Source organism: Spirosoma endophyticum (assembly GCF_900112365.1).
Taxonomy (GTDB): Bacteria; Bacteroidota; Bacteroidia; order Cytophagales; family Spirosomataceae; genus Spirosoma; species Spirosoma endophyticum.
The window spans coordinates 1,248,677-1,263,030 of record NZ_FOLQ01000001.1; the positions used below are offsets into that span (position 1 = coordinate 1,248,677).

The 14,354-nt window shown below is 47.0% G+C and carries 10 protein-coding genes; 3 read left to right on the forward strand and 7 right to left on the reverse strand.

What is annotated here, in order from left to right; all coding sequences use genetic code 11:
* Window positions 1-27: 27 nt before the first annotated feature.
* The 3 genes from BM202_RS05015 to BM202_RS05025 all read right to left on the reverse strand — a co-directional run bounded on the left by BM202_RS05015 (window position 28) and on the right by BM202_RS05025 (window position 6,329).
* Complete coding sequence (locus BM202_RS05015) at window positions 28-3,219, reverse strand: SusC/RagA family TonB-linked outer membrane protein (protein WP_093823508.1); 3,192 nt, start codon at window positions 3,217-3,219, stop codon at window positions 28-30.
* A 616-nt stretch (window positions 3,220-3,835) separates the two neighbouring features.
* Window positions 3,836-5,173, reverse strand: coding sequence for a DUF4403 family protein (locus BM202_RS05020; protein WP_245776521.1), 1,338 nt, complete (start codon window positions 5,171-5,173; stop codon window positions 3,836-3,838).
* A 124-nt stretch (window positions 5,174-5,297) separates the two neighbouring features.
* Window positions 5,298-6,329, reverse strand: a complete 1,032-nt coding sequence (locus BM202_RS05025) for a Smr/MutS family protein (protein ID WP_093823512.1) — start codon at window positions 6,327-6,329, stop codon at window positions 5,298-5,300.
* A 211-nt stretch (window positions 6,330-6,540) separates the two neighbouring features.
* Here BM202_RS05025 and BM202_RS05030 point away from each other — a divergent pair, with 211 nt between their 5' ends.
* Entirely contained in the window at window positions 6,541-6,963 is a 423-nt protein-coding gene (locus BM202_RS05030; RefSeq protein ID WP_093823514.1) for an EamA family transporter, read from the forward strand.
* A gap of 80 nt (window positions 6,964-7,043) precedes the next feature.
* Window positions 7,044-9,503 (forward strand): helix-turn-helix domain-containing protein, encoded by a 2,460-nt coding sequence (locus BM202_RS05035; RefSeq protein ID WP_093823516.1) that lies wholly within the window; start codon window positions 7,044-7,046, stop codon window positions 9,501-9,503.
* Window positions 9,504-9,559: 56 nt separating this feature from the next.
* Here BM202_RS05035 and BM202_RS05040 read toward each other — a convergent pair whose 3' ends face one another.
* The 4 genes from BM202_RS05040 to BM202_RS37100 form a co-directional block, all read right to left on the reverse strand.
* A complete protein-coding gene (locus tag BM202_RS05040) occupies window positions 9,560-11,647 on the reverse strand; it encodes a VWA domain-containing protein (protein WP_245776529.1) in 2,088 nt (695 codons plus the stop codon).
* Window positions 11,648-11,820: 173 nt separating this feature from the next.
* Window positions 11,821-12,567, reverse strand: a complete 747-nt coding sequence (gene fabG, locus BM202_RS05045) for a 3-oxoacyl-[acyl-carrier-protein] reductase (protein ID WP_093823518.1) — start codon at window positions 12,565-12,567, stop codon at window positions 11,821-11,823.
* A 134-nt stretch (window positions 12,568-12,701) separates the two neighbouring features.
* On the reverse strand, window positions 12,702-13,076 hold the full coding sequence (locus BM202_RS05050; protein WP_093823520.1) for a hypothetical protein: 375 nt from the start codon (window positions 13,074-13,076) through the stop codon (window positions 12,702-12,704).
* Between the two features lie 75 nt (window positions 13,077-13,151).
* Window positions 13,152-13,427 carry a hypothetical protein gene (locus tag BM202_RS37100; RefSeq protein ID WP_177236504.1) on the reverse strand — a complete coding sequence of 92 codons (276 nt, stop codon included), beginning with the start codon at window positions 13,425-13,427 and terminating at the stop codon, window positions 13,152-13,154.
* A 644-nt stretch (window positions 13,428-14,071) separates the two neighbouring features.
* Between BM202_RS37100 and BM202_RS05060 the strand changes: the two genes are divergently transcribed.
* Window positions 14,072-14,354: helix-turn-helix domain-containing protein (locus BM202_RS05060; RefSeq protein WP_143100632.1), on the forward strand; the 283-nt coding region annotated here is incomplete at its 3' end.

Consider the following 14,354-nt stretch of genomic DNA (forward strand, 5'->3'; position numbering starts at 1 on the left):
GAGGTCAGTTTTTTGAGATGGGTTGCCTTAAAATCCGAAGTTCAGCGAAGCCTGATACGACTTAAAGTTTGGCATCGTGCTGTGGTCGGTTCCTCTATCCCAGGCCGAGTTCGACGTTCCTGAGCTGATTTCCGGGTCAAAACCGGTGTACTTAGTCGCCGTCCAGATGTTACGTCCCGACAGAACAAGCTGAAGGCGCTTAACCGCCGGAATCTTGAACAGTTTGGCAAAATCGACACCTACTGAAATATTCCGCAGACGCAGGAACGAAGCATCTTCATAGAAATAATCTTTGGTACCGTTGGCCGTCCGTTGCGCATAAATACCCCGGTAAAAGGCCGTCCAGGCACCCGTGTTCCCATCAATGGTGAATGGAGTAGCGTAATCACTGTGGATACCGTCACGGTACATCCATTCTTTTGTCTGATTGTACAGGTGGTTACCATTCACCCAATCAAGCTGAATGCCGAATGTGAGGAAGTTTTTGAAGGTTATATCGTTAATGAACGACATGTTAAACTTCGGGTTTGGATCACCGAAACTGAACTTGTCGGCCGTGAAATAAGGCTGTTTGGTTGTTTTGTTAACCACAAATCCATTGCTGGCAACGGTATAGCCTTCCTGATCGGCCTGTGGAATAAAGAAATTGCCGTTGGGATCGCGCTCATCGACGCTGTGCAGATTTTTGTAGCCGTACAACTGACCAATTTTTTCGCCCGCTTTCAATACGTAGTTGGTGCTTCCGGCGTTGGACGTAACGATGATTGGCGCATCGCCCCGAACAGCAATTATTTTAGAAGACTGCTTACCAAAATTGACCGTCGTGTTCCACTTGAGATTCGTGCTGTGGTAAACCGTCGAGTTTAACGACATCTGAAGCCCGTTCGAGCCTAAGGTAAAAGCGTTATCAGTCAGCTTTCCTAAACCGACAGAAGGCGCTACATCAACCTGATAGATGGCATCTTTCGTTTTCCGATCCCAATACGTCGCCGACAAGGCAATGGCATTCAACCAGCTGCTCCCCTTGAATAAACTGAACACCATGTCGGTTCCAACTTCTAACTCTTCCGAAACCTCTACCCCAAGAGCTGGATTGCTCTGCTGGTTAGCATAATAGAAGGCGGTTGTGTTACCCACCGTTGATGGTGTGATGGTTACGTAGCGGTCAAACGGCTGGGGCTGTATCCCGGCCTGACCATAGGCTGCCCGTAGCTTTAATTCTGGCAGGAAATTGTTTATTGGGCTATTTTCCCAGAACTTCAAAGACGACAGGCGCAGATAAGCATCGCCACGTGGGAAAGTAAAGGGCTTGGAACCCTGACCAAATGCCGATGAATAATCGCTCCGGAAACCGCCCGAGATACCGGCAAATTCGCCGATTTCGAACCGTTGGTTTACCAGATAACCATACGTAATAAATGGCTCTACATAATCGCGATATACCCGCCATGATGTTGTGTTGGCGGCATTGTAGGGTGCATAGGCAGCGGGCAAACCAATAGCATCACTGGTATATTCTTTAACCTTGCTATTGCGCCAGTCGAACAACGCCTGCGTTGTCGATTTGATCGGAATATTCAGGTGAAAATCTTCTTTAAAATCGAAGGTAGCCGTTGCCGTTGCCAGGAAGTTCTGGAACATTTTGCTCCATGCATACTTCACTAACTCACCGGTATTAGTCGTGTTGTTGAGCGAAATATAATTGGTCGTGCCTTGTGTTAACCAATATTTGTTGTTGGCATTATTTGCCTGATTGGCATATTCCAGATCACGGTTCTGCGTCTGGAAATTCAGCCCGTATTTCAGGTCCAGGTCAACAAATTTTGGAAACTTGTAATTAAGGTTCAGGTTCTGGATGATATCGACCTTATTGTCATTGTTCCGTGTATACGCCTGCCGATACGATGGGTTCGACGCGTTGATGCCAATCGTTTGGTTCATATTCAGGGGAATAGAGCCATCCGTGGTTTTGAGGTCGAAATCAGCCAGTGGGTATGCATTCAATAAATTGAACAAAATAGTTCGATCACTGGATTTCAATGTGCTTTTTGTATACGCCAATTGCGTGATCGAACGTAGTGTGAGCCCTTTCGCTAACTGCGCACCAATGTTGGCCGATAAATTGCTCCGATCGAAATAGCCATTATCCCGAATGTTGCTTTCCTGATGGCTGTTCGACACCGAAATGCCAAAATCTGCTCGCTGACTTCCGCCGGTGATCGCAATACTGTTATTGGTTGTATTGGCGGGTTTGAAGAAGTAATCGAAGTGATCGTGGTATTGCAGATTGGCATCGTATGCTTTGCTGTTTGTCGCAGTTGGGTCGGTCGAATTATACTGTACGTTCTCCGAATAAATACCATTGACCGCATCATATACAATTGGCTTTCCAGACGACCCAATAATGTTGTTGCTGGCATCGGTAGCAAACGCATGATACTTCGCTTTGCTCAAGCCGCCATTGTTCAGGTACGTATTGACCGCGATACTGGAAGAAAAGTCAATGTTCAGCTGACCGTTTTTGCCTTTTTTGGTAAATAACTGGATAACCCCGTTAGCCCCCTGCGCACCGTAAATGGTAGCCGCAGCCGCACCCTGTACGACTTCAACCCGCTCGATTGCATTTAAATCAATGGTTTGCAGGCTGGTCGCGCCCATCTGAATCCCATCAATCAGGATCATCGGCTGCGTACCCCGGTTGATGGTGTTGATACCACGTAGCAGAATGTTTACGTCGGCACCCGGCGTACCGCTCCGGCTGGTAATCTGCGCACCCGGAATTTTACCGATAAGGGCCTGATCGACAGAAGCAGACGGCGTTTGGGGTAAATCTTTGCCAGAAACGGATTCGACCGAAATGGCAATTTTCCGTTTGTCCGTGGCCACCCCAACACCCGTTACCACAATTTCAGAGAGTTGCTTGGCGTCTGTTTCTAATTTAACGTCTACGACCGAATTAGCGCCAATGGCTATTTCTTTCGTCGCCATACCAATGAAGGAGAATACTAAACTACCTTTTGCCGGGACGGCAATAGAATAACTACCATTCCCGTCTGTGACCGCTCCCACTGTAGTACCTTTTACAACGACCGATACGCCCGGAAGCGCGCCACCATCTTCGACAGAAGTTACTTTACCCGTAATTTTTCGTTCCTGAGCCCAGGTAAAGGCGCAGGTTAAGCACACCAACAGGAGGCTTAACAGTAAATTTTTCCTCATTACAGACTAGCTTAGGTTAAAATACTCAACAAAGGTATATTTCACACATTTTAATTCAAAGCCATATATTTAAAATATTATACTTTTAGATAGAGGCATATCTAACAAAGTCTCAAAATATAATTTCTATAATTTGCCTAAATCAATACTTAGTATGTTATTTTCTATTCTTTTTAAAATTATATATGCATTCTGTCAAAATATGTACAACACTATAAATAACGGACTAAATCTTGATCTTAATATGATTTATACAAATAATACAATTTTTTAGGCAGATCAATAGTTGTAAAATTGTAAATATATTAAGTACAAATACTTACTTATCAATTTTTTTCAGGTTTAACTAAAGAATAAATGGTATTTTAACTATATTTTAACTTAAAAATTTATCTATAGAACCATTAATAACATTTTATAGTGTTACTTCAATTTTTATAGATATTATTTAAAATACTATTTCGTCATATTCACAGGGCCTGGTTTGCCAAAAATTAGTACATGCCCAATCATTTAATACGTACTCAATCTATCAGGCTATGTATGATTAGGGCTGCAAAAAAAGAAGGCCATGACACTACGTCATGGCCTTCTCTACACACAGTATCTTTCTGGATTACTGCAACCCGTCCACTTTTACATCAATCCGACCGCGGGCATTCACTACGGCCAGCAACGCCGTAGGCGTCAGATAAACCTGATCGGGACGAATTTCGTCAATGCGACCATTGATAACGACGCCTTTGGCCAACTGGTTGTTTTTGAGTCGTTCCTGGAGCAGCTTTTGCATGTCGGCTAATTGCGAACCGATTGGGATGGTAAGCTGCTTTTCAAGGGTTCGGGCAAACGTACCCTTCAGCAGCCAACTGGCCGACTGCTGAAGTATATTTTTTGTATCCAGGTCATATTTAAGCTCTTTCAACGAAATTGTCTGATCCTTAGCATCATAGTAAGGCCGACCGCTTAGGTAGATGTCGCCACTAATGGTTCCTTTCAGTCCAGCCTTGATAATTAGGTTATCATTCTGTCCATACATTTCCATGCTTGTAATGGTGATGTTGTATCGGTTGTCGCTGAATGTAAACGACTTCCCAACAAATTCTTCAGTGGCCAGTCGAGCGGTTTCCTGATAACTGGCTTCACTGAGCAGACCAATTTGAAAATCATCTTTCACCTGCGAAACGACCGTCAGATCAGGCAGCGAGACAGCAGGCTGTACGGTTGGCTTGGCACCGGTAGCCGTAAGGGCGTAGCCTTCAATACCTACAGTTGCCCGGATAACGCGCCCCTCAAATCGTAAAGGTGTAATGAGCACTCGCTTGGGCACAACCTGTAGATACGTTCGATATTTTTCCGAAATCAGATACGGTTCACGAAGTGTATTCCAGGCTTTCAATACGGGGGTTCGGAGATCTATATTCCGGTGTACCTGCTGGTCAATGGCTTTGGTAACCGTACCCATGTTTTTGTCGATCATGCGACTGACAAAATTCGTGATCGGAATATTGATGCCCACGAAACTCACCGTTGGCCGACGAACCCACCCGTAGCCATCGGCCTGTGTCTGGGTATTTACAGACCAGTCTCGCTCAAGATCAAATTTCGTTTTAAAACGAAGGTCGATTTCAAACTCGGTTTCTTTATACTGCGTGAACCCCAGCACCGACACGCCCGCCTTTACCCAGATACGTAGCGGCACCGTGAAGTGAAACAGGCTATCCTCCGCATTGACGATGATGGTGCCTCGCTTCCAGACTTTCGTCATGAAATTGTCATGATTATTATCGTCTAGGCTATTATCCTCATAAATCAGACCATTGAGTTGTGCATTAATCTGGCGCTCCACGTCGCCCAGCGCAATAGACACGGGAACATGAACAGTAGACAAAAATCGCTCGTTACGTACTTCCATTACGGTGGTATTATAGGCCTCTTTCGGAGCTTTCGGATTCAAACGGTTGCCGGATGGCTGGCAAGATAGATTCAAACAGACCGATACACCAAGAAGCCACAGATATGCACAAAACTTTTTGGGATATCGCCATGTACCTCCGCGCATCTGGATGTTCCAACGAAACTTACTTAATTGTGACCTTCGTGGCACCATAACCGAATTTCTGTTTCTGAGCGTCTTCAAAGAATTTAACGTTCGGGTGTTGCCCTAACCGTTTATGCAACTCCGTGCGTAGCGCACCGCTACCTACACCGTGAATAAACGTAATATCGCTCATCCCGTTGGCAATGGCGCTTTCGAGCATTTTCTCGAACGTATCAAGCTGGAGTTTCAGCAAGTCGCCCGGCGTTCGGCCGCCAGTGCCGTTGGGCAACAATGCGTCTATGTGTAAGTCAACAACGGAGGACGGCCGCTCGACCGAAATATCCGCTACATCGGAATTTGGTTTGAACATCTCAGCTTTCAGATCCTCAGCACTAATACGCTTTGGCTGAGGCTGAGCAGCGCGGTTGCTATTGGGTGCCGACGCTTGCGGCTGGTCGTTTGTCTCAGCATCCAGCTGCGTTAGAAATCCCGGCTGGCTTAATACAGGAACCGTTGTTTTGTTCTTGAAGAACGTAGTGGCCCGTGCCTTAAATCGCTTGACCAACGGTGCCCGCAACGACGACTTTCCAGCTCTGAACCACAAGCCCTGAACCACGAACGTCGGCCATTCTTCAAATTTGGCATGGGCATAGAGGTCGTTCATTTTCTGCTGCGATTTAGGTTTCAACAGGCCACTGTGAATCCCGGTGAACTGTATTCCTCCACTGGCCCCCGCCGACTCTTCACCCAATACATAAGGAAATTCCCAGTCGGTATTGTTGATCAGATGTAGCGTGTATTCGCGATCATTGACCGGCACAAACGCCAGATAAATCCCCTGATTAGATAAAATGGCAGGTGCCGACGGTGCTACCGTTTTTTGGGGAGCAAAATTGCTGGTCTTCAGCAGACGTTCACTCTCCAACGGCGAAACTGGCACCAGTTCGGAGCGCATGACCGGAATGCGGAAACCATCTTCAATTTCAATTTCAATCATGTTGCCGGGCAAAAAGCGCGACACAACTCCCTGTTCTTTTGCCCGAAGTAACCGGACTTTATCACCAATATTCATACTAGTCGATAGTAGTTAGTCAGTAGCCGGTAGTGGTTGTTCATCGATTTTTCCTATCGACTGATGACTAACTACTACCGACTCCAAAAGTATAACGGATCTAGCCAAAATACGTCCCATTAATTTTTAAATCATTTAGCCTACATTTTGACTTTACTACCTAAGCGCGTTGACTTCATCCCAACTATATTAGCCATTAACCATCAATTTCATGTGGATTGTATTTGCCTTATTAGCCGCCGTTTCAGCCGCCATCGTCGTTACGCTTTCGAAAATAGGCGTCAAAAATGTCGATTCCAGCGTGGCATTTGCCATTCAGTCCGTTCTGATATTGCTCGTCTCCTGGGGTGTTGTCATTGGGCAGGGAAATCTTCCTGATGTTATGCGCATAGAGCGTCGTGTCTGGATTTATCTGATTATTGCCGGAATCGTTACGTGCCTGTCTTCGCTATTCTCCTTTCGGGCACTGAAGCTGGGAAATGCCTCTCAGGTATCGCCAATAACTAATGTGTCACTGCTTTTTGCCGTAGTTCTGGCCATCGTTTTTCTCAAGGAAAAACTTAACTGGCAGGTTGTTATTGGCGCTGTGCTGATGGCTGTAGGAGCGGTCGTAATCGCCATTGCCAAGGATTGAATCAGGCCAATAACTCGACGACAAGTAAAAAGGCAAGCCCAACATGAGTACATTTGCCAGATTAATATCGTTCTGTTTTTATGGCCGCTTCAGTAAACGAAAAGCTTACCCTCGCTCACAACTTTGTTCTCCACACCAACCAGAATATATTCCTGACGGGGAAAGCCGGAACCGGAAAAACAACGTTTCTGCATCAGGTTAAAAAACTGAGTGCCAAGCGGCTTGTGGTTGTAGCACCAACGGGCGTAGCGGCCATTAACGCGGGGGGCGTCACGATTCATTCCCTGTTTCAGCTTCCGTTCGGCCCATTAACGCCGGGGACCACGCAACGAGAAGGCAAGAAGTTCAACAAAGAAAAAATCAATTTACTCCGTACCCTGGATCTGTTGGTTATCGACGAAATCAGTATGGTTCGGGCCGATGTGCTCGACGGCATTGATGAAGTGCTACGTCGGTATCGATCTAGTTCAGAGCCGTTTGGGGGCGTGCAGTTGCTACTGATTGGCGACATGCAGCAGTTGCCGCCGGTTATTAAAGATGAGGAGTGGGCGTTATTGAAACCCTATTACAATACGGGTTATTTTTTCGGCAGCAAAGCGCTCGGTCAAACGCCCTACGTTTCCATTGAACTTACACACATCTACCGACAGTCCGACGAGCGATTTATTAGCTTGCTCAACAGCATACGCGAGAAAACCATCACGCGTGCCCAACTGGACGACCTGAACCAGCGCTATATTCCCAATTTCTCGCCCAGTGATGATGAAGGCTATATCACGCTTTCAACGCACAACACGGCCGCCCAACAGATCAACAGCCAGAAGTTGCAGTCGCTGAAGGGTAAACTACACACGTTTACAGCAACCGTTGAAGGGGAATTTCCGGCCCACACCTACCCCACCGAAGCCAGCCTCGACCTGAAAGTTGGCGCACAGGTGATGTTTATCAAAAACGACATCTCACGGGAAAAACTCTACTACAATGGTAAAATCGGGCGAATAACCAGCATTGACAGTGATGTTATTCATGTAAAGAGTCAGCAGGATGGCGAAGACATTTCGGTGTATCCGGTTGACTGGACCAATATACGATACACCCTCGATCCGAATACAAAAGAAATCAAGAGTGAACCCATTGGCACGTTTACCCAATTCCCGCTGAAACTCGCCTGGGCTATTACCGTCCACAAAAGCCAGGGGCTTACGTTTGATAAGGCCATTATCGACGTATCGTCAGCGTTTGCACATGGGCAGGTATACGTAGCGCTTAGCCGATGCAAGACCTTCGCGGGACTAGTGTTGCGTTCGCCTATTCCATCGCATAGCATCAAAACGGAACTGGAGCTAGAGGATTTCCACGAGCAGGTTCAGTTGAAAACACCCAACGAGCAGCATCTGCATGAATCGAAACGAACGAACCAGCAGAATTTGCTCCGTGAGCTGTTTTCGTTTGAGCGAGCCACTTCACTCCTTTACCGATGTCGGCGGGTTGCTAACGAACATGCCAGCAGTTTACCCGACGAATTAATGCCCATGCTGGCCCAGCTCACGGAAGAACTTCGGACGAGAGCCCACGACGTAACGCAACGATTTGTGCAACAGCTCCCGCACTATTTCTCGCAGGAGGCACTGCCCGAAAACAACGAACAGCTTCAGGAACGCGTACGAAAGGCGGGGGCCTATTTCCAGGCATTGTTAGGCAGCGAGTTTTTACCATTCCTTCAGCGCTGCCCAACCGACAGCGACAACAAAAAAGTGCGCGACCTGCTGCTGGAAACAATGGATGAACTGGAAAAGGAGCTGTTTAGCAAGTTTCGTAGTTTCGATAGTTGCCGGGATGGCTTCCGGGCGTTAGCTTACTTACAGGCACGTAACCATGCCGAACTGGATTTCCAGCCAGAACGTAAAAAACTCGAACGACAGGAAACAGCTACTTCCGATGGTTCCTCACGCGGTGGATTGTATGGGGCGTTGATGAAATGGCGTAATGACATGGCTGGCGAACACAATACCTCCGGCTTCATGGTGCTTCCTCAGAAAACGATCGTCGAGCTGGCCAAAATTCGTCCTACCACAATGGAAGAGCTATTGGCGATCAAAGGTTTTGGCAAGACAAAAGTGAAGCAGATTGGCGATGAAATACTACGTATCGTCCGGGAGAATCCACCAGGGCGGTCGGGCAGTTCAACTACGCCAAAAGAGAAAGTCGCCAAGCCACCCAAAGAACCCAAGGAATTGTCGCCCGCGATTACACTGGCCTTTTTTCAATCGGGAAAAACCATTGCCGAAATTGCCGCCGAACGTAGTCTGGCCGTATCCACCGTCGAGAGTCATCTGGTGCGCTACGTTGGTACGGGCGAGTTAGCAGTTGAAACGCTGTTACCTGCCAGGAAAATCGCAACGATACAGGCCTATCTCGAAACCTATCCATCCGAATCTCTAAGTGAAATCAGGCAAGCCTTAGGTAACGACGTCTCTTACAGCGACATCCGCTACGTACAATACGCCATGCGGGCGGAAGCCGGAGCAAATGGCGCGTAGGAATAAAGCTCTGTGTATCTATTTTACTCCCTGTGAATCTCTGTGTTATAAATTCTTTAATATCCCCCGTAAAACTTTCGAAGCCCCCACTCGATGGCAACGAACGTCAGCACGGCGAAGAATAACCACCGCCAGTTGATAAGTTCGTCCATCTCTTCCGTACTCGTCAAACGCGCAGGATGCGGGCGGTTTGTGAGCGTCTGGACAAGGTTATCCATGTTAGCGGAACTGTAGAACTGTCCGCCCGTCTGTTTCGATAGCTGCCGGAGCAGACCGTGATCGGCAGTCGTGTTGAGGGCTTCCACTTGCAGATCACGTACCACAAACTGCCCCGCCGATTGTTCCGTTTTTCCATTTACGTTTACCGTCGCCCGGAACCGATAGGCGCCCTCAGGTAGGCGACTAATTTCAAAGCGGTTGTTAGCGGCCGTGGGCGTATAATTGTACGAACGCGTCAGTCCTTTCTCGTCGCTGATTTCGAGCCGAACAGGTTTATCATACAATTGCTCGTAAATATCGTTGTAGAGTTCGGTTAGGAAAATAACTTTCTCGCCCGCCACAAATTCGCTTCGGATGGGATAGACACGGAGTTTACGTCGATCTTCTTTCACCGAAATCAATTGAATAACCTTCTGAATCAACTCATCCACCACGTCCTGTTTATCGGTCAGAGCGAATTCCTCAAGTCGCCAACTCCACAACCCTTCACCCGCCAGCACAGCCGTTTTGCGGGGACTCGTTACGTTCAACGCCAACAATGGCTTGGTCGTACGAACATTGCCTACTTGTTGCCACAGGACTACTTCACTACCCGATTGCAACCGAAACTCACCATACGGCACCGACATTGGCGGAAGTTTGGACAGGATGTCAAGCCGGGCCGGATCGAGATTTAATTGTTTGAATTCAGGATTGAACACCCCCGTCACCTTATCGCTTTGACCCAGTTGCGCTGACACCTGCATCACTGAATTCGACGTATTGAATGGCCCCAGCGAAGACTGATTACCCAGGACAAATAATATCGGCGTATTTTTAGCCAGATATTTCTGAAGCAAGGGACTACTCACACCCCCATTGTCGGGAATCTGGTGCAGAATAATTAAATCATAGGTTTTGTCTGCTAACGGAGCGGTCTCAGCCGATACGCCTGTCAGAATGCGGACATCAAGCTCGTAGTTCAGATTTCTTTCCAGAATGTTACGTAGCGCTTTCACATCAGGGTGAGGAGCCAGCGCCAGCAGGAGTACTTTCTCTTTGCCGTCAATAACATCCAGATACACATCCTGGCGGTTGTTTCGCGTGCTGAATTCACCCGGCTGCGGCAATACTTCTACTACGTAATGCTGAACGCCTTTCTGAGTCGCCGTTGTCTGAAACGTAATTTGATTGAAGCTATCGTTACGTCCACCCACTGTTCCGGCAAAACTGACGGATTGACGCCCTAATTCCTTGCCGTTTTGTCGCAATACGACTGTCCCGCTACGTCCCTGAAACCCATTGCTTACGATCTCTGCCTGCACAGGAAACTGATTCCCTAAATACGCAATCCGGTTGGCGACAACGCCTTTCAGTTGAATATCCCGCTTAGGAATCGTATCGCCCAGGCCAACGGTTTGCACGGCAAAGGGATATTGCCCAAAGGTCGGCGAAACGCCCTGATTGAAAATACCGTCCGATACCAGCACTACGTCGGTTAAGTTACGCCCCTCATAGTCTGACCGGATGCCCGACAGTAAACCCGACAAATCAGTTGTGCGGCTGGTAAAAGGAATTTGAGTTAAGTCAGGTCCGCCGTCGCGATCGTTGGCAATACTGTCGCCAAACACCCGGATAGCCACGTCCAGACCTTTGTCTGTTAGCTGCTGGCGAAGGGTTTGTAAAGCCGTCAATGACCGGTTGAGCGCGGGCCGCCCCGCTGCCGCTACCGACTCAGAATTATCAATCGCTAAGACAACTTTAGGCTTTTCAGTCAGCGTGCGTAGGCTCCGAATAAGTGGATCCAGGAGTAAAAAACATAGGAAGCTAACGACTACGAAACGTAGCGCGGCTAATCCATAGGTTGTTCGTTTATCGAATCCACCAACGGTAGCCAATCCAGGCCGGGCTCCACTTCCCACCAGGCGAGGAAGTGGTTGGTACATGGCAAATGCATATACTGCTCCAACCAGCAGACATACCAGAATCCACCAGGGCGAGGATTGAAAAATAACGTCTGAGCGCACGTAGTAAATGATGAATTATGAGTGATGAATGACGAATGACGTTCTGTGGGATACTATCGTATCACTCATACTTCATCATTCATCATTCATAATTAGGTTAACATTCCCCCATCAACCTGCAACACCTGACCGGTGATGTAGCGAGAGAGGTCGGAAGCCAGAAAAACAGCGCAATCGGCTACCTCACCAGGTTGCCCACCACGCTTCATTGGAATCTGCTGCTTCCATTCTTCGAGAGCCTTTTCATTAATTTCGCCCGTCATTTCAGTCTCGATAAAACCCGGAGCGATCGCATTGGAACGTATGTTACGTGAACCAAGCTCCAACGCTACCGACTTCGTGAAACCAATAATGCCCGCCTTTGAGGCTGCGTAGTTAGCCTGCCCCGCGTTGCCACGAATGCCCACTACAGACGTTAAATTAATGATTGAACCCGATTTTGCCTTCATCATGGATTTGATGGCCGCTTTGGTCAGGTTAAAGACCGACTTTAAGTTAACGTTAATAACGGTGTCCCATTGTTCTTCCGACATCCGCATTAACAGGCCATCTTTAGTAATGCCTGCATTATTGATCAATACGTCCAGTTTTCCAAAATCGGCAAGGACCTGAGTAATGAGATCATCGGCAGCCTGATAGTCTGAAGCATCCGATCGATAGCCTTTCACCTGCCCACCAAATGCCCGAAGTTCGTCCTCCAAAGTCTGTCCTTTTTCCACACTTGATAAATATGTGAAGGCAACGGCGGCACCTTCCTGAGCAAATTTCTGGGCCATTGCCCGACCAATTCCACGCGACGCACCTGTAATAAGCGCAACTTTTCCTGTCAGTAAACTCATTTTTAATAGATAATGTATAATGCTCAATGTATAATGGTCACAGCAATGCATAATTACCCATCGTGCATTGTGAATTACACATTAAATGTTGTCAAAAATAGCAGTTTAGGCTTAAACGGCAAGGAAATCTAACGCTATTGAAGAACGTAGCGAACAGCAAAATTACCCGTCAATCCAGTTGAGATACCTGCATTCCAGATTTTATTATTGCTCATTCCATTCAACCCCTCCGCAGTTAAATAACTAACCGAAGCGTTCGCTAATGAAGTTTCAATAATGAATCGTTCACCAGCCATATAGGCTAGGCCAATTGTTAGGCCGCCGTTGACATTATTCGCCGACTCAGAATTATAGTGGGTATATCCTGCGTTTACGCGTGTGTAGGGCGTTGATCGGGTTGACGCCCAATAACGTTGAAAGTACGGAGAAATACCAACTCCCCAAAGGACATTATCTACAGCCGGCACGCTCGAGTTTTCAGTCTTATTAAAATTGTAAGAAATAGGCATAGTTATACCGAACAGACTGTTCTTTTTGACAAAAAAACCAATTGAGGGATTGAACGAATAGGTTCTATTTGATGACTAATAAGCTAAGGTGGAGATACTTCCAGACTGGCTGTCTTTCTGGCTGTTTACTGAAAAACCGCCTTCTAAAACCCACTTACCTGGATCTGTTTGGGCATTCGCACGTTCTGCGGGCGTGTTAGCATGTCGATCGGAGCCAGTCCAATAAACTAAACCAGCACTTAGGCTAGCCGTGCTTAAAGGTAATGAACTGGTCGCAGCCAGGAGCTGTAAACTTAGTCGGTTGGTTAGAAAGTAATTTGCATCAGCCTCCAGACGTGGATTAATAGTCAAAGATGAAGAGTTGACGCCAGTCGGTTGCCCGTTATCGTCGAAAGAAGGCTGCTTCCTATTTACTACGTTGACCGACAATCCAGCTCCGGCAAACAGATAAACAGAATTAACCTGCTAGTACCGGCGAACGAACGGAGTTGATGATATAGATACGTTGCTCGAAATATAAGTCAGGTTTGGAGTAGCCGCTGCCTGTTGCCGACCGAATGTTGACACAAAAGAAGCTGACTAACCAGCTAACCAATTATCCGACCAGAAGCGGCCAGTTGTCAAGCTAATAGCAGGAAACCATGTCGTTGTAACATTATCGGAAGGACTCTTCTGCCGACTATAATTAGTAGATACACTACCATTTAAAATTCCATTGCCCTTTTGCGTTTGCGCCATCGCTGCGCTGGTGAAGAGTAAACCCGTCATCACTAGTACCTGTTTTTTCACATTGTTGAGTATCAAAGGTTCGAATTATTCTACAGCTCAGTTGATTTTAGAAAGACATTTGGTTAAAGCAAGGTATTTTTTTATATCATTGAATTGTCCTAATAAATCTTAACTTTTGTTAATATTGACAATTATATTATGTATAAGGCTAAGATGATTTAAGTAGTCCGTGAGAAATAGTTTGCATTATTTTCTAACTTGCCCTCATGGGACGAGTAAATACTCCGGTTCTAACCGATATCCAACGTGCCGATTTAGAACGTGAATTAAAAACCAATGATAGCCATAGCTTTCGGATGCGTTGCCAAGCCATCCTACTCAAAGCGGCTGGCCGTAAATCGAAAGATGTTGCCCAGATTGTGGGCATGTGCCATGTGAGTGTTAATAGCTGGCTGAAACGCTTTAAAACCGATGGACTCGCAGGACTACAAACCAAACCAGGACGGGGACGTAAACCCTTGCTGGATAAAGTAGCCGACAAAGATGCGG

What these genes read in the sequence shown, in the direction of transcription:
- BM202_RS05015 (WP_093823508.1), bottom strand. Translation starts at nt 3,219, where the DNA reads ATGAGGAAAAATTTACTGTTAAGCCTCCTGTTGGTGTGCTTAACCTGC.
- BM202_RS05030 (WP_093823514.1), top strand. Translation starts at nt 6,541, where the DNA reads ATGTGGATTGTATTTGCCTTATTAGCCGCCGTTTCAGCCGCCATCGTC.
- BM202_RS05035 (WP_093823516.1), top strand. Translation starts at nt 7,044, where the DNA reads ATGGCCGCTTCAGTAAACGAAAAGCTTACCCTCGCTCACAACTTTGTT.
- BM202_RS05025 (WP_093823512.1), bottom strand. Translation starts at nt 6,329, where the DNA reads ATGAATATTGGTGATAAAGTCCGGTTACTTCGGGCAAAAGAACAGGGA.
- BM202_RS05050 (WP_093823520.1), bottom strand. Translation starts at nt 13,076, where the DNA reads ATGCCTATTTCTTACAATTTTAATAAGACTGAAAACTCGAGCGTGCCG.
- fabG (WP_093823518.1), bottom strand. Translation starts at nt 12,567, where the DNA reads ATGAGTTTACTGACAGGAAAAGTTGCGCTTATTACAGGTGCGTCGCGT.
- BM202_RS05040 (WP_245776529.1), bottom strand. Translation starts at nt 11,647, where the DNA reads ATGTACCAACCACTTCCTCGCCTGGTGGGAAGTGGAGCCCGGCCTGGA.